General features: G+C 28.9%; 17 protein-coding genes. All 17 read right to left on the bottom strand.

The features are described from left to right. Positions 1 to 134: 134 nt before the first annotated feature. On the bottom strand, positions 135 to 1,664 hold the full coding sequence (locus HMPREF2852_RS09760; protein ID WP_070605187.1) for an albumin-binding GA domain-containing protein: 1,530 nt from the start codon (positions 1,662 to 1,664) through the stop codon (positions 135 to 137). Between the two features lie 189 nt (positions 1,665 to 1,853). Further along, positions 1,854 to 2,660: a TPM domain-containing protein gene (locus tag HMPREF2852_RS00840; protein WP_070605184.1), complete on the bottom strand. Its 807-nt coding sequence runs from the start codon at positions 2,658 to 2,660 to the stop codon at positions 1,854 to 1,856. A 7-nt stretch (positions 2,661 to 2,667) separates the two neighbouring features. Then, positions 2,668 to 3,255, bottom strand: coding sequence for a LemA family protein (locus HMPREF2852_RS00835; RefSeq protein ID WP_070605181.1), 588 nt, complete (start codon positions 3,253 to 3,255; stop codon positions 2,668 to 2,670). Between the two features lie 26 nt (positions 3,256 to 3,281). After that, entirely contained in the window at positions 3,282 to 3,782 is a 501-nt protein-coding gene (nrdG, locus tag HMPREF2852_RS00830) for an anaerobic ribonucleoside-triphosphate reductase activating protein (protein WP_070605179.1), read from the bottom strand. Between the two features lie 40 nt (positions 3,783 to 3,822). Then, on the bottom strand, positions 3,823 to 5,943 hold the full coding sequence (nrdD, locus tag HMPREF2852_RS00825; protein ID WP_070605176.1) for an anaerobic ribonucleoside-triphosphate reductase: 2,121 nt from the start codon (positions 5,941 to 5,943) through the stop codon (positions 3,823 to 3,825). Positions 5,944 to 6,188: 245 nt separating this feature from the next. Beyond that, complete coding sequence (clpB, locus tag HMPREF2852_RS00820; protein WP_019117906.1) at positions 6,189 to 8,768, bottom strand: ATP-dependent chaperone ClpB; 2,580 nt, start codon at positions 8,766 to 8,768, stop codon at positions 6,189 to 6,191. Between the two features lie 12 nt (positions 8,769 to 8,780). Continuing rightward, entirely contained in the window at positions 8,781 to 9,734 is a 954-nt protein-coding gene (locus tag HMPREF2852_RS00815; RefSeq protein ID WP_070605171.1) for a DnaJ C-terminal domain-containing protein, read from the bottom strand. Positions 9,735 to 9,931: 197 nt separating this feature from the next. Continuing rightward, positions 9,932 to 11,461: an InlB B-repeat-containing protein gene (locus HMPREF2852_RS00810; protein ID WP_070605169.1), complete on the bottom strand. Its 1,530-nt coding sequence runs from the start codon at positions 11,459 to 11,461 to the stop codon at positions 9,932 to 9,934. Positions 11,462 to 11,726: 265 nt separating this feature from the next. Next, positions 11,727 to 11,921, bottom strand: a complete 195-nt coding sequence (locus HMPREF2852_RS00805; protein WP_070605166.1) for a hypothetical protein — start codon at positions 11,919 to 11,921, stop codon at positions 11,727 to 11,729. An 11-nt stretch (positions 11,922 to 11,932) separates the two neighbouring features. Further along, positions 11,933 to 12,700, bottom strand: coding sequence for a hypothetical protein (locus HMPREF2852_RS00800; protein WP_070605163.1), 768 nt, complete (start codon positions 12,698 to 12,700; stop codon positions 11,933 to 11,935). Positions 12,701 to 12,782: 82 nt separating this feature from the next. Beyond that, positions 12,783 to 13,457 (bottom strand): LptM family lipoprotein, encoded by a 675-nt coding sequence (locus HMPREF2852_RS00795; RefSeq protein WP_070605159.1) that lies wholly within the window; start codon positions 13,455 to 13,457, stop codon positions 12,783 to 12,785. A gap of 85 nt (positions 13,458 to 13,542) precedes the next feature. After that, entirely contained in the window at positions 13,543 to 13,818 is a 276-nt protein-coding gene (locus HMPREF2852_RS00790) for a hypothetical protein (RefSeq protein WP_070605156.1), read from the bottom strand. Positions 13,819 to 14,115: 297 nt separating this feature from the next. Next, entirely contained in the window at positions 14,116 to 15,360 is a 1,245-nt protein-coding gene (locus tag HMPREF2852_RS00785; protein ID WP_070605153.1) for an MFS transporter, read from the bottom strand. 74 nt (positions 15,361 to 15,434) lie between these two features. Next, positions 15,435 to 15,863, bottom strand: a complete 429-nt coding sequence (locus tag HMPREF2852_RS00780) for an ArsR/SmtB family transcription factor (protein WP_070605150.1) — start codon at positions 15,861 to 15,863, stop codon at positions 15,435 to 15,437. Positions 15,864 to 16,711: 848 nt separating this feature from the next. Then, positions 16,712 to 18,076, bottom strand: a complete 1,365-nt coding sequence (locus HMPREF2852_RS00775) for an ABC transporter ATP-binding protein (protein WP_070605147.1) — start codon at positions 18,074 to 18,076, stop codon at positions 16,712 to 16,714. Then, positions 18,070 to 18,759, bottom strand: coding sequence for an energy-coupling factor transporter transmembrane component T (locus tag HMPREF2852_RS00770; RefSeq protein ID WP_070605144.1), 690 nt, complete (start codon positions 18,757 to 18,759; stop codon positions 18,070 to 18,072). Before HMPREF2852_RS00770 ends, HMPREF2852_RS00775 begins: the two co-directional genes overlap by 7 nt. Further along, positions 18,759 to 19,343: an MptD family putative ECF transporter S component gene (locus HMPREF2852_RS00765; protein ID WP_070605141.1), complete on the bottom strand. Its 585-nt coding sequence runs from the start codon at positions 19,341 to 19,343 to the stop codon at positions 18,759 to 18,761. Before HMPREF2852_RS00765 ends, HMPREF2852_RS00770 begins: the two co-directional genes overlap by 1 nt. Between the last annotated feature and the right edge of the window lie 8 nt (positions 19,344 to 19,351).

Here is a 19,351-nt window from a genome sequence, read left to right as displayed (position 1 = left end):
TATTATATCATTTTTCATTAAATATTTTGAATTTTGAAACTATCAGTAAAATAAAAATTATTAAGATTCACAAAAAAATATCCCTCTCAGGATATTTTCTTGAGAGAGATACTTTACTTTTTATTTATAATAAATTATTTTCTTTTTGATTTGAAAAGTGCTACTGCTGATGCTGCAAGTGTTGCTACAACGCCTGTAAGTCCTGCTACACCTGTTTGAACGTTGTTAGCTTTGTTGTTTACAACTTTTGATGGTTGTGTTTTTTTCTTGTTTTCTGGTTTTTTACCTTCTTCTGGTTTCTTTCCTTCTTCTGGTTTTTTACCTTCCTCAGGTTTTTTACCTTCTTCTGGCTTTTTACCTTCTTCTGGTTTTTTACCTTCCTCAGGTTTTTTACCTTCTTCTGGCTTTTTGCCTTCTTCTGGTTTCTTTCCTTCTTCTTTGTAGAATAATCTGAAGTAATATCTTCCATCTGCTCCTTGTGTTATTGTGTATGACTTATTTACTGGATCATTTTCTAATGCTTTTTCAGCTGCTATTCTAGCTTCTCTTTCTGTATCAAATCCATTTTTTGTTTCTTCTGGTTTTTCACCTGGTTTTTCTGGATCTTCTTCACCTGGTTTTTCTGCGTGAGCTTTCAAGATTTCATTTTTCAATGCTTCTACGCCTTCAATTGTTTTTGCTTTGTTGATTAAATTGAAATAGAAGTCACTTGTTATTCCAGCTGCTTTTAATTCTTCTATTGCGTCTTTTTTAGCATTGATTAGTAGCCATTCGTCTATTGTTACTTTTGGTTTCTTATCGTCTTCTGGTTTTTCTGGGTCTTTTTCGCCTGGCTTTTCTGGATCTTTTTCGCCTGGTTTTTCACCTTTTTCTTTTTCTTCTTGTAATTTTAGCCATTCATCAATTGTCAATCTTCTTGTTTTTGCGTTTTCTTTTTCATTCCAATCGTCAATTGTTGTTAGGTTTTCTTTTGCCCATTCGATTCCAGCTTCTTTTGCTTGTTCTACATCATAAACTGTTGTAGCTTCATTAACTCTTTTAACGTACTCATTTTTCTCGTTACCAAGTCCTGCTGCTTTAAGTTCAGCTAATGCTTTTGCTTTTGCATCTGCTAATGGTTTTTTTGCTGCATCTTCTTCTGCTTTTTTATCTGCTTCTTCTTTATTGTATTGATCTATTGTTTTTAGACTTTTATTTTTTCTTAAATCTTCTTTTACTTTTTCAATATCATATAGGCTTGTAGCATCGTTTATAGCTTTATCATATAAACCTAATTGATAACCTTCTTTTTTTAGTTCAGCTTTAGCAGCTAATTTTGCTTTTCCTAAATCTGTTTTAGCTAGTTCTTCATCATTTTTCTTCTTTTCAGCTAAGATTTCTTTAGTTTTTTGTTCAATATTATAAACATTATTTGGATAAGCAAGAACATCTTTTTGTGCTTCGAATGGTACTCCTGCGTCATCTAATTGTTTTTTAGCTTTAGCTTGTGCTTCACTGATTTTTTGTGCATCTGTTTTTCCAGGTGCATCATTTGTTTTATCAGTCATAGTTGTTGTATTTGGTGTAGCTGTTTCTTCAGCTTTTGTTAAGTTAGGTGCAAGTACACCAACTGATAGTGCTAGGGCTACAACTGAACCCATTACAAGTTTTTTATTATTTTTCATAATTCACTCCTTAATATTATTATTTGTATGTCACCATTATATATATATATATAAAGTCAAGTAAAAATATTTAAAATATAAGAATTTTATTAAGAAATAAAATAATTAGATATTTTGAATTTAAAAATTTTAAAATTATTAAAAATTTGCAAAAAAATAAGCAAATAGATATCTATTTGCTTACTTATTTTATATTCCTCTGCTAGCTCCGCCGCCACCAGATGAGCCTCCTCCACCAGAGAAACCTCCTCCAGAAAATCCTCCAGAGCTTCCAGAAAATCCTCCAAAAGATCCTCCTGAAAATCCTCCGAAGCCACCGCCGAAGCCTCCATATCCTCCGTTTCTAAAGCCTCCTCGCCTTGCGAAAAATCTTGAGAATATCATAAAAATTATAAATATTATTATTAATGTTCTTAAATCTATTTCGTCGTCTTCATCTTCTCTTAGCCTATCAGCATATTCGTCATAATCGCCAGTCAATTCTACTTGGTATTCTTCTGCAATTTGTGAAACAATTGCATTGAATCCTTCTGTAATTCCTTTGGAAAAATCTCCATCTCTCATATAATCTAGCATATATTCATCGATTATTCTTCCAACTTTACCATCGTTTAATCTTCCCTCTATTCCATAGCCTGTGATAATAGAAATATCTTTTTTATCTTGGCCTTTTCTTTGGGAAATTAAAATCAAAACTCCATTATTTTTTTCTTTATCTCCAATTTTCCATTTATTTAAAAGATCTGTTCCAACTTGCATTGGCTGATCTTCTACATCTTTTAGGGAAACATAAATTACTTGAGCTCCTGTTTTTTGTTCAAGTTCTTTGTTTACTTTTGTAAGATGGTCTTTGGTTTCTTGGTTTATTAAATTGAGTTCGTCATAGTAATAAGTATTTGGCGATTGTGGCAAATCATCTGCAAAAGATTTTTGAGGTAGAAAAAGAAGAATAAAGGCAAATAAAATAGTTACTATTATATTCTTTCTTTTTCTCATAATCTACCTAGCTACCGAAATTCACTTTTGGGGCATCTTGGGCTGATGCGTCGGCTTCAAAATATTCTGCCTTATCAAATCCCATCATTTTTGCAAAAATACTTGTTGGAAATGATTTGACTTTTGTATTGTATGCTTTTACTTCTGAGTTATAATTTTTTCTTTCTACTGAAATTCTATTTTCTGTTCCAGCAAGCTCATCCATTAGTTGGGTAAATTGCTTATCAGCCTTTAAATCTGGATAGGCCTCAGCAACTACATTGATACTTCTAATCGCTTGGGACATTTGTTCATTTGCCTCTGCTAATTCTTTTGGGCCTTTTGCATTTTTTATTCCTGATCTTGCATTTGTTACTTCTGTTAGGGTATCTTTTTCGTGTTTTGAATATCCTTTTACAGTATTTACAAGGTTTGGTATCAAATCTGCTCTTCTTTGAACAACATTTTGAACTTGTGCATATGATTCGTCAAGTTGTTCTTTTTGTTTTACAAGTCCATTGTATGATGGAATCAAAAATATTACTGCTAAAGCAATGATTGCAATTATTGCAATAACAACTCCACCAAGTACCTTTCTTTTTTTATTTATTTCCATTTAATCCTCCTAAATTGATTTCTATTTTAATTATACCCATCTAAGAGGATTACTTTTCCATTTTCTAAAGATTTTTTAATATCAATTGTTCTTTGATTTGATGAGCCTTTAAATTTCAATCTCAAATCTTTTAATTCTTCAATAAAAAGTCCATCGACCAATACATCGCACATAGACAAAAGTTTTTTTGCATTTTCAATATTTACCAAAATTTCATATAAAAATCCCGAAAAAATCCAAATCGACTTGTCTGATTCTTCCCTAATTTTTTTTACAATTTGAATCAAATCTTCTGTCGATTCGAAAGGTTCTCCTCCCAAAATAGTAAGACCTTCTATCTCATCTTTTTTTAAATAGGAAATTATCTCTTGAGTTTGTTCATCTGTCCACAAATTTCCAAAATTTGGGTTCATATATTCTTTATTAAAACAATTTTTGCAATTTGCATGACAGCCTGTGACAAAAAATGAAGTCCTAATCCCAGGCCCATTTGCCACATCATATTTTCTAATTTGCCCGTATCTCATAAATCCTCCATAAAAAAAGTCTACTACCGTAGACTTTTTATTATATATGCAAAACTCTTGCTTTTATTTCTTTTGTTCTTCCTTCGTTCCAGAAATTTTCTCCCAAATATCCGCAAGTTCTTCTTACGACTGTTAGTTTTGCCCTGTCTTTATTGCCACATTGTGGACAATACCATTCGTTATCTTCATCTAAAAGCATTTCTCCATCATAACCGCATTCTGCACAATAATCTGATTTTGTATTAAATTCTGCGTATTGGATATGGTTATAAATATATTCAACGATTGTTCCAAGAGCCTTTAAATTGTTTGCCATATTTGGAATTTCTACATAGGAAATACATCCTCCTGATGATAGGTCTTGAAATTCTGATTCAAAATCAAATTTTTCAAAAGCTGATATATTTTCTCTTACATCAACATGGAAAGAATTTGTGTAATAACCCTTGTCGGTTACATCTTTAATATCTCCAAATCTTTTTCTATCGATTGAGGCAAACCTATTTGTAAGATTTTCTGCTGGAGTTCCATAAACTGCAAATTGAAGTCCTGTTTCTTTTATCCATTCTTGTTTTTTCTTATTTAATAAGTCCATTATTTTAAGGGCGAATTCTTTTCCCTCTTTACTTGTATGACTTACTCCTTTTACAAGTTTACATGCTTCATATATTCCAATGTATCCAATGGTAACTGTTGCGTAAGCATTTTTTAAAAGTGGTTCTATTCTTTGATGAGGTTTAAGTCTTGCTATTGCTCCGTGTTGGAAATGAATTGGAGATGAATCGCTTGTTACATTTTTTAAATGTTCATATCTTAAAATTCCAACTCTTTTTACAAGATCCATTCTCTTATTTAAAATTTCAAAGAATTTTTCTTCATCATTTTTTGCAAGAATTCCAATTTGTGGGAGATTGATTGTGCAAACTCCAATATTAAATCTGCCATCAAATTTATAATTTCCATTTTCATCCTTGTATGGTGGCAAAAATGCCCTGCATCCCATTGGAGAAAATACATTTCCTTCGTAATTTTCTCTCATTTTTTTGGCTGAAATATAATCAGGATACATTCTTTTTGCTGTACATTTTATAGATAATTCTGTTAAGTAGTAATATTTGCTTTCTTTTTTTATATTATTTTCATCCAAAACATAGATTAATTTTGGAAAAGCTGGTGTTACATAAACTCCTGCTTCGTTTTTTATTCCTTGTAATCTTTGTTTTAAAATTTCTTCAATTATTCTTACAGTTTGGTCCAAGTATGGATCATTTTCGTCTGTGTGCATGAACAAGGTAACAAAAGGTGCTTGGCCGTTTGATGTCATAAGAGTATTGATTTGGTATTGGATAGTTTGAATTCCAGATTCCAAATCTCTTTGAGTTAATTTTTTAGCCATTGCCTTTATCTCATCATCATTTGATAAAATTTCTTTTGCTAACTTATAATTTTTATTATAGGAAACTTCCAAATATTTTGAAAGACATGAAATATTTATTGATTGACCACCATATTGATTTGAGGCGATTTGGGCAATAATTTGAGTCATAACATTACAAGCTACTTGAAAAGATTTGGGCGTTTCAATTGTCTTTCCATTTATAACTGTTCCGTTATCTAACATATCTTTCATATTTACCAAACAGCAATTAAAAATTGGTTGAATCAAATAATCAAGATCGTGAATATGTATTGCTCCATCTTCGTGAGCTTCTACAAGGTCTGCGTCAATTAATTTTCTTTTTGCCAAATCTTTTGACACTTCTCCTGCTATCAAATCTCTTTGAGTTGATGCAATCAATGGATTTTTATTGGAATTTTCATCCATTACATCAATATTTGTTCTTTCAAGTAGACCTATTATATCATCATCTGTTGTATTTGCTTCTCTTTTATAAGCATGGACTGACCTGTAAGCTTCGTATGATTTTGCTGTTGCAGGATTTTTTTTATCGATTAATTTATAATAAACTTGATCTTCGATTTGATAAATTGAAATTTCTCTTTTATTTTCTGCTCTTTTTTCAATTTCATCTGCAATTTCTTCTGCTTGATTTTCTATATAAACACCATTTGGAGAATTCATAGCTTTTTCTATAGCTATTTTTATTTTTTCTTTGTCAAAATCCACCTTTTGACCATTTCTTTTAACAACTTTAACCATTTTGCACTCCTTTTTTAATACTCTTATAGTATACCATATATAGATATATTAAAACAAGAGCCACAATATCTTGTGTGTTTTAGGTTTTTTTGCCTGCATATTTTTTTCAATTATTTGGGCTTTAAAATACTTCGTTGAATAAATATAATTGAAAATTTTATTTAAAAAAAATATTTTTTCTGGTAATTTAAACAAAATAAAAAGAGAAAATCTCAAAAAGAAATTTTCTCTTTTTATATTTATTCTTAATTTTTAACTTGATATTCTAATTCATTATTTTTATCTAAATCTATTATGACATGATCGCCTTCCATTACATTTCCTTCAATAATTTTTCTTCCTAGATTTGTTTCAATATTTGCTTGCAAGAATCTTTTAATTGGTCTTGCACCATATTCTACGTCGTAGGATTTATCTAAAATATATTCGTGAGCCTTCTTGCTAAGTTCAATTGTAATTTCACGACTTTCAAGTCTTTTTGAAATATCTGCAATTTGTAGATCAATAATTTTATATATTTGATCTGATGTTAATGGTTTAAACATAACAATATCATCAATTCTGTTTAAAAATTCTGGTTTAAAAGAATTTCTTAAAGATGAATCGACAAGTTTTCTATTTTCTTCATCAATACTTCCATCTTCTTTTAGTCCATCTATCAAATAAGTTGAACCAATATTTGAAGTCATAATTATAATTGTATTTTTAAAATTAACAGTTCTTCCTTGACTATCTGTAAGTCTTCCGTCATCCAAAACTTGTAGTAAAATATTAAAAACATCTGGATGAGCTTTTTCAATTTCATCAAACAAAATTACTGAATAAGGATTTCTTCTTACAGCTTCTGTCAATTGACCGCCTTCTTCGTAGCCAACATAACCTGGAGCTGCACCGATTAATCTTGACACAGAATATTTTTCCATATATTCTGACATATCAATCCTAATCATATTTTTTTCGCTATCAAACATAGCTTCTGCAAGTGATTTTGCAAGCTCTGTTTTACCAACTCCTGTTGGTCCAAGGAAAATAAATGAACCGATTGGTTTATTTATATCTTTTAGTCCAGATCTTGCCCTGATAATTGCATCTGATACACTATCAACGGCTTCATCTTGTCCAATAACTCTTTCGTGCAACTTGTCTGAAAGTCCCAAAATTTTACTTCTTTCACTTTCTACAAGTTTATTTACTGGAATATTTGTCCAATTTGAAACTACATCTGCTATGTCTTCATCTGTCACTTCTTCTTTTATAGAAGAATTATCTTTTTGGTCTTTTTCCTTTTCTTTTAATTTATTTTCAAGTTCTGTAAGTTTTCCATATTTAAGCTCAGATAATTTTTCAAAATCGTAATTTCTCTCAGCTTTTTCGATTTCAACTTTTACCTTGTCAATTTCTTCTTTTATATCTTTTACAGAATTTATTGAATCTTTTTGGCTTTTCCACTTATTAAAATCAGCTTTGTATCTTTCATTAGCATCTGCCAATTCTTTTTCTAATGTTTCTAATCTTTTCTTACTCTTTTCGTCATCTTCTTTTTTTAACGCTGCAATTTCAATTTGGACTTGTAAAATTCTTCTTTTTTCTTCATCCAAATATTCTGGCATTGTATCAATTTCAGTTCTTACAGTTGCGCAAGCTTCGTCCATCAAATCTATTGCCTTATCTGGCAAAAATCTATCAGTTATATATCTATTTGATAGCTCAGCTGCTGCAATTACTGCTTGATCTTGAATTCTTATTCCATGATAAATTTCATATTTATCTTTGATTCCCCTTAAAATTGAAATTGTATCTTCTACACTTGGCTCATCTACCAAAACTTTTTGGAATCTTCTTTCAAGTGCTCCATCTTTTTCAATATTTTCTCTGTATTCATTTAAAGTTGTTGCACCAATTACTTTTATCTCTCCACGCGCAAGCATTGGTTTCATTATATTTGAAGCATCCATTGATCCTTCTGTTTTACCAGCTCCAACAATTGTGTGAAGCTCGTCAATAAACATAATTATTTGTCCATCAGATTTTTTTACTTCATCAATTACTGATTTCAATCTTTCTTCAAATTGTCCCCTGTATTTTGCACCTGCAACTAAGCTTGCCATATCAAGAGCAAAAATTGTTCTTCCTTGAAGTGGTTCTGGTACATCTTTATTTACAATTCTTTGAGCAAGACCTTCGACGATTGCAGTTTTACCAACACCAGGTTTACCAATCAAAACAGGATTATTTTTCTTTCTTCTTGAAAGAATTCTTTGGCAATTTCTAATTTCACTATCACGTCCAATAACTGGATCGATTTTTCCTTCTCTTGCTTCTTTGGTCAAATTTCTACCATATTTTTCCAAAGGATTGTTTGTTTCTTCTGGATTATCGTTAGTAATTTTTTGACCTTTTCTGACCTTTTTAAGCTCATTTGAGAAATTTTTAGCGCTTAAACCAATCTCCTTAAAATAATCGCTTAATTCGGTATTTTCATTCAAAATAGTTAAGAAAATGTGTTCTGTTGAGATAAAAGAATCTCCCATTTTCTTTGCACAATCTTCACTTTTTAATAAAACTCTTTGAAAAATTGTATTTGGATAAATATTTGCTGAACCTGATTGGCTTGGCAAATTTTCCATTTTTTCTTCCATCTTGTTAAGTACTTTTTTGTACAAGTCCATATTAGACAAAACTTGGCTTACGAAAGAATCTGAATCTTCTATCAAAGCGTAAGCTAGGTGGATAATGCCAACTTCTGGGTTGGCATTTTTGATTGCTAATTGACTTGCTTCATTAATAGCTTCTGTTGATTTTTGAGTAAATTTGTTAAAATCCATAATCATATCCCCCTAATTTATTTCCTTTAATTTTTTATATAGGTCAATTTGATCTTCACTTAAATTTTTTGGATTGTCGATAAGAATTTCTATATAAAGATCTCCAATTTTTCCTTTTAAATCCTTATAGCCCTTACCTTTAATCCTAATTTTGTTTCCAGCTTCAATTTTTTCTGGAATATTTATTTTAAATTTTCCATTTGGACTGTCGACAGTAATTTTTTCGCCAAAAAAGGCATCCCAAGGAGAAATTCTTTCCTTTTTAATAATATCTAGACCATCAAGCCTGTAAGTTGAATCTTCCTCAATCTCTACTGTCACATAAATATCAGCATTCAAATTATATTTTGAACCATCAATTTTTAATTTTTTGCCACTTGTCATTCCACTTGGAACATTTATATTTATTTCTTTAATAGAATTTGTTTCTTTATCTTTAATTTTTAGCGTTCTAGATACGCCACTCATTGCTTCATCTAGTGATATATTAACCTTGGCTTTAATTTTTGATTTTTTATTTTTGGTAAAACCATTTTTAAAGCTTGAACCGAATCCTCCAAAATTTGTTGAAGAAGTTCTTGAAGATGATCTTCCTCCACCAAACAAAGTTTCAAAAAAATCTGAAAATCCAGAGGAGCCTCCTGTACTACTTGTGTAGGTATAAGATCCATTTCCAGCTCCAAAATTTGAAAATATATCTGAAAAACCATATTGAGATGGGTCAAAATTTTGACCTTGACTAAAGTTTCCACTTTGTCCAAACATATCGTATTGTTTTCTCTTATTTTCATCAGACAAAACTTCGTAAGCTTCATTTATTTTCGCAAATTTTTTGCTGGCTTCTTTATCATCAGGATGAAGGTCAGGGTGGTATTTTTTTGCAAGCTTTCTATAAGCTTTCTTAATTTCTTCAGCATTTGCTTTTTTATCTACACCTAATATTTCGTAATAATCTTGATATTTCATAAAACCTCCATCATTTTCTGACCATCTTTGACCTTAATCTTACTATACTAAGTTTTGATTTGATTTCAAGAATAATAAAAAGTATTTTTTTTAGAACGATTAAATTTTTGAAAAATATTTTTGTCAATAAAAAAATCTTTAAAAAAAGAGATAGAATTTTCATCCTATCTCCAAAAATTTTTGTTATTTTAAAATAATTATTTATTTATTTTTTGTTTTTTTCCTATTACAAAAATCCCTAAACTTGAAATAAGTATTAATATTACACTTATAAAAGCAATTGAATTAACTCCTGTTTTTGGAGAATTTTTTGCTTTTGTTTTTGAATTATTGTTTGTATTAATTTTTATTTCATTCTTTTTCCATTGAGCTACAAAAGTATGATCTTTTTCTACTTTATATTTATCTCCTGGTTTGTAGTTTGAACCTTTCCAATACAAAAATGTATAACCTTTTTTGCTAGGTGCTTGTGGAAGTGTGATATAATCGCCTTTTTTAATTTTCATAACTTTTGCTTTTGTATCGCCATTCCAATTTCCTCCGTTAGGATCTATTGTAATTGTAAATTCTTCAGTAACAACAGGAGGTATTTTTGCAATCCATTTAGCATAAACTGTCATATCTTTTGTAAGTTTTACTTGGGTAATTTTTTCTTTTAATTCTTTATCCTTATACCAGCCATCAAAGATATAACCTTCTTTTTTTGGCAAATATTGATTTAAATCAATTATTGAATTTTCTTCTTTTGTTATTGGTTTTATTTCTTCTGCTTTATCAGTATCAAATGTTAAGGTAAAATAATTTACAGGTTTTGGTGGTTGTTCTTTTTTTGTCCACTTAGCATAAACCGATGTATCTTTTTCAATTTTTATTTGACTAGCCTTATTAGTAAGTTCTTCATCTAAATACCAACCATCAAAAATATATCCCTCTTTTTCTGATACATATTTTTCTAAATCAACTACTTTTCCTTCTTGGAATTTAATTGTATCTAGAGCTGAACCTCCATTTGTAATAAAATTCAAAGCAAACATTTTAACAGGTGGTAGTTGAGTTGCTTTCCACTTAGCATAGACTGTCATATCTTCACTAAGTTTTACTTGAGTGATTTTTTCTTTTAATTCTTTATCCTTATACCAGCCGTCAAATGTAAAACCGTCTTTCGTAGGTTTATATTGGTCAAGTTCAATTGTACTATCCTGTGTTTTTGCAACTGAATTAATTGTACTTCCGCCGTTAGTTTCAAATTTTAAAGTTTTAAATTCAGGAGTTACAGTTAATGTTGGCATATCAAATAATGCTTCTTTTTTATCCGCCTTATACTTTAAAGCTGAACCAATAGCCCCCAATTTGATTTTTTCTTTTGTCAATCCTTCAAAATCATATCCATCTTTTGGCGAAAAATTGATTTTTAGCCTATACTGAATATCTTTTTGCAACTTTCCCTTAACTTGTACAAATTCATCTTTGTCCTTATCGTATACCAAAATTTCATAATTTGTTGGTCTTACTCCATCAGTTTGACAATTAACTTGGATAGAATTTGAATCTTTACCTATTGCATAATTGTAAATTGTAAATGAAATTTCAGTTACATGCTTAATTTGTCCATCATTTTTGTCATTTTCAGGCGCCGCTTTTACACTTGTAGATAATATTGTTGGCAATAACAATGCAAAAGCTAATAAAAGACTAAAAAAACGTCCCTTCCAATTAGTTTTTTTCATAAAAAACCTCCTTAAAAAAATTTTTCAATAATACTTATCTAAAAACTCAGATTGTTTTAGTTGAATAATTAGATATATTATTAAAAATATTCTATCATCTTTTTTCGAAAAAGAAAATAGAAAAATATCATTTTAATTATAAGCTTATTTTTAATTTTTAAAAATAACATAAAAATATTTCTAGATTTTAAAATAAAAATCTTCTTATAAAAAAAGTACCATTCCTAAGTCTTTATAAGAATTTAGAATGGTACTTCTTAAAATTTTATTTTGATATTTTTTGTAAAACTATAGATTTATAAGGTCTAAATTTTAAATTTGCTTTTAAATTATTTTCTACATTAATATATAAGGAATTTTTATTTTGTTTAATCCATAGTTTTGTTTCAGAAAATCCGCCGCAAGCCATATCTTTTAAAATGCTTATTGAATTATCTAATTCATAAATAAATTTACACACTTATTTATAATCTAATAATCAAAAATTATAACAACTCCATGTTCAAGCGAAAATTCTGCTGCTTGCCACAAAATGGAAAAGGCAAATTTTGCTAAAGACTCAGTATTATAAATTTGCTTTTCATAAACTTTTTCTAATCCATTTTCTTTGCTATAAATTTTATCGATAGGATAGCCTTCTGTTTTGCTCCATGATATTATAGTATCTCTATCAGCCTTCCATTCAAAAGAATTATATACATTCAATTCATCAAGAAGCAAACGGCTTGTTGCTAAAACACTTTTTTCTGAATTTGGCAAATAATAATCAAACATTATGTCCCTATCAATAGGTAGCCACCAACCATTTCCATCAAATAAGGATAGGCGAAAATCTTTTGTTTGAAGAAATTCTGATACAATAGGATCTTTATAAATATCAATATTTTTTTCCATTGTTTTTGGCAAGTCTTTGTGAGTATATTTTGAAGCAATGTAAATTAATAATGCGTTTAAGGCATCCCAATCTGGCTTGTCTGTATAATAAGGAGTAGTATCGTAATCCTCATTCCATATCGATTTAGAATTTATTTCTAAACCTTTTTCAATAGCTTCTTTCCATTCAAGAACAATTTCTTTAGTTTCTTCTAAAGAAAGCTCTTCGTCATCTTCTCCATTTTCATCTTGAACTCTTATAGTTTCATATTTCAATCCATTATCTTCAGCAAATTGTTGAATAACAGTTTTCCAATTATTCATATAATATCGAATTAAAGTCCCAGCATATACATCAAGTCCCATTGTAAATACTTCCTTTCAAATATATTTTTTATTTACAGCTTTTCTATCAGTTTCCTATCTAAAATATAGGTTATTCTTCTATTTACTCATCCACAGATTCATACAATTTATCTATTTTTTCTTTAATCAAAGATTTATCAATAGAACTATCAGAAAAATAAAATAATTCTGTTTCTCCAATTTGATTTTTTTCAAGATAACATTGAATAACACCTAGGGCTGGCAATGTGTAATAATTAACAACTCCTGTTGAAAATTCTTGATTGTCTGGATATATAAGTTTTGGAATTTTTGCTATATTTAAAACTTCAATAATCATTTGACTTATCTTATCTATTGTTATTTTGTTATTCTCATCATAAATTATTTCTATAGCCATAACGCTTTCATCATATATAAATTTTTGACCGTATTTATCTTCTATAATTTGTTTTGCTTTATCAAAAAAATCTTCTTTTTTCAAAATCGTAGCAAGGTATTCATCATTGCAGGCAAAGTGATATATATTATCATATATCAAATCCCTAACCTTAAACTTTATACCCTTATCATCTTCAAACATTCCCTCATTTTTTTGTCTATCAAATGATTTGACAACTTTAAAATTATGTTCTGGATAAGCTTTATTCAAACACATAAGAATTCTTTGGTCAGTATCTTTTCCTGACAAAGGATTATCTTCATCTCTTTTTAGACCACAGCCACTAAATAGAGATATTAATATAACAGTTACCAATCCTAGTATAATTTTTTTCATATTTTATCCTTATTTTTTATCGTTAATCCAAAATTTCAAAATATTATTTTTGTAAAATCATTATTGGTTTAAAATCAATTTTCCTTTAGTCATTTCTTTTTAAAATAGATACAGAGTTTATAGCTATAGACAATATAACTAGAACCCATAATGCTTTGCTCATTGTAGGCATAATGTCCATAAGAGATGCCCAGTCTTCTTTGATTACACGACTAGCTCCATCAAAATATAATGCGCATACTGTTAAAGCTGTTAAAGACAAACTCAAAAATCTATATCCTTGTGCATTTTTATTTTTTATTGTTGCAATCACATTTAATACTGCAAATATTATGGCACCTATTCCAAAAATTAACCACATAACCTTCTCCTTAACTTTCTATTTTTTTCTTCTCATTGGCATATTTACTTCCACACCCTATTCAAAAAAGCATAGAGCCAATTATCCGTACATACTCATTTTTTCTTGTTTTTGAAAATTTTTAGATATTTTTAAACCTATTAGTAAGTTTTATAAGCTACTTTTTTTTATATTTATCTGTCCTTCTGTTTAAATTAGTTGTAGCCACGTTCTTATCTCTTTTGATTCATTATATTATTAAATTCGCGCATAGTAAATAGAATGTCATTATATCAGTATGAAAATAAGGCTTTGCTTTTAATTAATTTTTTCTAAAACTTTGTTAAATTCATTAACTGAAGGCAATTTTCTAATATTTTTATTTAAAGCCCAAAAGATAGCTACTAAAAATATAATAAAAGATCCAATAAATATAGCCTTTGAACTTGAAAAATATTCTCCAAGATAGCCTCCTAATAAGGCTCCTAATGGTGCCATAAAAGTAGAAATTCCTACCATAGCTCCCATAGCAGAGCCGATTTTTTCATTTGGAACTATTATTTGAACCATAGTTTGAGCATAAACATTTACGACTCCTACAACAAACCAACCAAGCCCATACAAAACTACTCCTACTTTTATATTATTTTGAAAATTAGAAAAAAGTATCCAAGCTAAAGCTACAATCATCATTCCATAAATATATAATTTTCCAAGAGAAATTTCTTTTAGTTTTGGAAATCCTGCAAATAAAGACCCAAGTAAAAGACCTGCTCCCATTCCTGCAAGCATTAAACTATAAAATATTTCATTTTTTGCAAAAGCAGGTAAAACCGCACTTATTGATGTAGCAGAAAAGTTAATAAAAACTATTCCAAAAACTAGGGCAAAAATTCTTGAATCTTTAAACAAATTTAGTCCATCTTTAAGAGATTTGAAGTGATTTTTTATTAGATTTTCTTTTGATTTTTCTTCTCTTTTTTGGAAATAGCTAAGTTTTTTTGATAAAAAACAAAATAAAATCCCGGTCAAAATAAAACTTATGGAATCAGCAAAAAAAGCTGTCATAAAACCACACAGTGAAATTATAACACCTGCAAAAGTATCAAAAATTGCATTTGATCCTTGATAAGCCATAGTCATCAAAGAATTTCCTGTAACAAGTTCTTTTTCAGATAAAATTTTTGGAAGTAGAGATATTTGACCTGGATAAACAAGTTGATTAATCAATGAAATTATTGGCATTATTACCATAATATGATAGACATTTAATTTCCCAAATTTATACAAAAATGGAATAATTAAAATCAAAATTGCTTGAAAAAATTGAGATAAAATCAAAAACTTTTTCATATTAATTTTATCCAAAATTGGGCTTAATAGTAATTGAACAATCGCCGTTGATGAGGTAAGAAAAAGAGTAAGGCCCGAATAAATTGTAGACCCACTCATTTTGTAAACTAGAAGAGTTGATGCAATCGCATATAGGCTATCTCCAAAATTTGTTATTAGTCGCCCCAAGAGCAGGACATAAAAATCTTTATTTTTAATCATTTTTAACATTCTCCTTATATTTAACGTTTTGATTTATTTGACAGTTGTGTATTTTTTTACCAGTAAGGATTAACTTACTGGTTTTAAGATAATTTATAAATTTGTACTTGAAAACTTTCTTGTGTATCTTCATCTTCACTATATTTTTTTATTAAATCATTTAATTCATTTTCAAATGATTCATAAGATTTTCCAGAAATTTTAAAAGAAAATACCTTCTCTTCTAAATTTTTATTAAATATTTCACTATTAGGAATAAAAGCCTTGGCCACTGGCAAAAAATATTTTTGAGTTATTCCATTAATAAGTTCCGTATCAACTACTTCTATAATATTATTTTGTTCTAAAATTTTTAAGTGATAGTGAATTTTTGACCTACTAACCCCAAGAGCATCTGATAAATCTTGGGCATTTTTTGAACTTGTTCCTAAAGTCATAATTATTTTAAGCCTTAAAGGATCGCTTACAATATTAATTTCTTCTAATGAATTTAAAACATGAACTTCTTTCAAAATACACCTCCATAACTTATTTTCTTTATTGTAACTTAAATTTACTATACTGTCAAATAATTTTGAACGTTAAATATTATCATCAAAAATAACCCTTTGATTCCTAAAATCCAAGAGTTATTTCCAAATTCCTATTAAATTTTTAAATAATTTATTAGTAGATAAATATTCAGATAGAGTCCATAATATTAAGTAAATTATCTTAGTACAATATTCAGTATTTAGTTTTCTTTTCCCACCCATAGGTACAGTATTTTTTTATTCTATATTCTTCTTTCTATATTTTATTGGTGAATTAGCTTTAGTTTTGGTTTTTTTGATATTTTATAGCTTAATATTTCACTGTTATATATAAGTATGTGTTTAAATATAATTTCTTTATCTTTTCTTTTAATTGTTCTTCATTTAATAAATTAACTTCTTCAATAGTTAATTTTGCTGATGAATATAATTTGTTATTTTTGTTTTCTTTTAGATTTTAGTGCTTTAATTCCCTTTTTAAAGTCATTGATCCATCTTCTTATTAAATTTTTATTAGGTATATAATATTTATATGAGTTTCTAGATTCTTAATATTTTTTTACTACTTTCATTTTAAATTCTGTGCTATATTTTGCCATAAAAACCGACCTTCTCAAGTTAGTTTTTAGGTCTAACTTTTATTGTGGGACAGCTCATAACTACATCCTTTTTTCTTTTATATTTTCCATTATATATCTTTATTTTGTATATTAGTAAGAACAGTAAGTGCATATTAACTTAAGAAAAAATTGACATAGCACTTGCTTTTTGAATTGTACCCATAAAACTGTACACAATATTTAATCATTTACAGACTCGACTTTCTTTTACAATTTAAAAATCTCATCTGCCACTTCATTTAAAAATTCTATATCATGGGATACAATAAAAATTATTTTATCTTTATTTCTATATTTTTTAATCAGTTCAGATATTTTTATCATATTAGCATAATCCATGCCACTAGTTGGCTCATCATAGTAAACAAAAGTAGAGTCTTTACACATTATGGACGCTATTGCAAGTCTTTGCTTTTGTCCTCCTGATAAGCTCATTGGGTGTCTTTCAATAAATTCGTCCAGGCCTAAATCTTTTAAGATGCTTTTCGCCTTTTCTTCATCAAAATTCTTTACTCCTAGACTAAGTTCTTTGAATACTTCATCTGTGAATAATTGATGATTTACGTCTTGCATAACAAGTGAAGAGTTTTTGAGTCTTCCTTTTTTAGATAGCTTCTCTCCTTTAAAATAAATTTCTTCTTTCGATTTTTTCTCAAGACCTATTAAACATCTTAAGAGCGTTGATTTTCCTAGTCCGTTGTATCCTATTATGCCATAAATATTTCCAAGCTTAAATGAGATGTCTTTTATACTCAAGCACTCATCATCAGTAAATTTGTAGCTAAGCTCTTTTATCTGATACTCTCCACCATCTTTTAAATATGGAACTTCTAACTTACTAAGCTTTTTGCCCCTTAGACCTAAGTTCTTTAATTGTCTTGTATCTAACTCTAGAAATTCACTTCTACTATAAGCTTCTTTAAGCTTTCCTTTATCTATTAAAAATACATAGTCAATTATGTCCATCAAGTAATAAATTCTATGCTCTGCTATAATTATGCTTATGCCCTTGTTTTTTAGTATTTTAAGCATATTTGTCAAGACGTCTATGCTTTTAATATCTAAATTCGATGAGGGTTCATCCATGACAATTATTTTCGTACCAGCTATATAACAAGCTGCGATACATAGGATTTGCTTTTCTCCTCCTGAAAGTCTAAATATATCTCTATCAAGAAGATTTTTTATTGGAAAAATTTCAAGCATTTCATTCAATCGCTTGTCCATTTCTTCCCTTGTAAGACCTATATTTTCCAAATAAAATAATAACTCTAATGTCGTATTAACATTAAAGAAATATGTCTTAGGATTTTGAAAAACAGTTGAGACAATCATTGAGATTTGATAAAGCTCCAACTCTTTTATATTTTTACCAGCAATAATTATTTCGCCCTTTGTCTCTGCATTATCATATCTTACAGCTAATCCATTGATTGAGTTTATTAAAGATGACTTACCGCTTCCGCTTTTTCCTGTAAATAGCACGCACTCTCCCTCTGCTATGGATAGTGATATATCATCTAATATATGCTCTTTGCCATAATCAAGACTTAAATTTTTTATTTTTACCATATTAAGCCTCCCACAATAAGTCCAGCAACTGCTAAAACATAAACAAAATCAATTAGCTGTATCTTTACACGGATATATCTGGTCTTGGCAATTGGATTTTCTATTGCCTTTGTTTCTGCCGCTTTTGCAATGTCATCTGCTATGTTCGAAGATATAATTAGTAGTGGCACTGAAACATATTCAAGATATTTGATTGGATTTTTAAAATTTATCCCCCTTACTCTCATAGCCATTTTGATGTTTTTCTTCTCCTCTTTAAAAGATGGGAAAAATCTAAACATAACTGCAATAGGTATGGAAAGATTTTTTGAAATTTTAAGCTTATCCATCGATGAAATTATTGTACCTACATCAGAGGTCTTTATCATTAAGCTTGCTGCCATAAATGGCAATAAAAACATTCTAAAGACAATAGGTATACTTAAAAACATTTTAAGTATTGGGTTTAATGTAGATAGAGTCATAAAATTAGGCAAAGAATATAGCACTAAACATAAAACTATCCATTTAAAAAGTGTTTTTTTGTACCCATTCAAATAAAACAATATTAAAAATATACAAATAATCGCAAATTCAAAACAGATATTTATTCCATTCATTACTGTTAACCCTGTAAGGAATACTACTAATATTTTACTGATTGGATTTGGATTAAAGGGAGCATTTGAAGAAAAAGTAGGCATTATACAATGCCTGCTTTTTCAAAGTGTTTCTTCAATAGAGCCTTGCCTATATATGCTCCAAGAATTCCTCCTAAGAAAGCACCTAAGGCTACTAAAGCCATGTGAGGATAAGTTATTAACTTTTCTAATACATCAACATAATCTTTTCCCATCATCATCAAAGACATCTCCATATATTTTTCTTTTGCTAAAAGCATTTGCATTAAAGAGCTACATATCCATGTGCTGAAGATTGCATAAGAAAGCATATTGTATTTAAATGAATTATAGTTTCCAATCTTTCTAATTAACTCTGCTATTATCATTACTATAAGCGATAGAACTAAAACTACGTAGGTATGACCAGCTGCAAACATCACAAGTGGTGATATCATACCGAAAATAAATAATGCCCATGGTTTTTGTACCTTAGTCATAAATAACATAACTACAGTTCCTGCAACTATGGCTAATACTGTCGGGTATATTAAAAACAATATCGGAATCATTCCCATCATACCAACACCAAACATCAAGGCGAAATATATTACAGCAAAAACACCGATACTTACTAAATCTTTCACTTTTAATTTTTTATTATCCATTGTAGTCC

Origin of the sequence: Anaerococcus sp. HMSC065G05 (assembly GCF_001812365.1) — a bacterium.
In the GTDB taxonomy this organism is placed as follows: domain Bacteria; phylum Bacillota; class Clostridia; order Tissierellales; family Peptoniphilaceae; genus Anaerococcus; species Anaerococcus vaginalis.
Note: the sequence above shows the minus strand (reverse complement) of the source record. Positions and strands in the feature narration are given on the sequence as shown.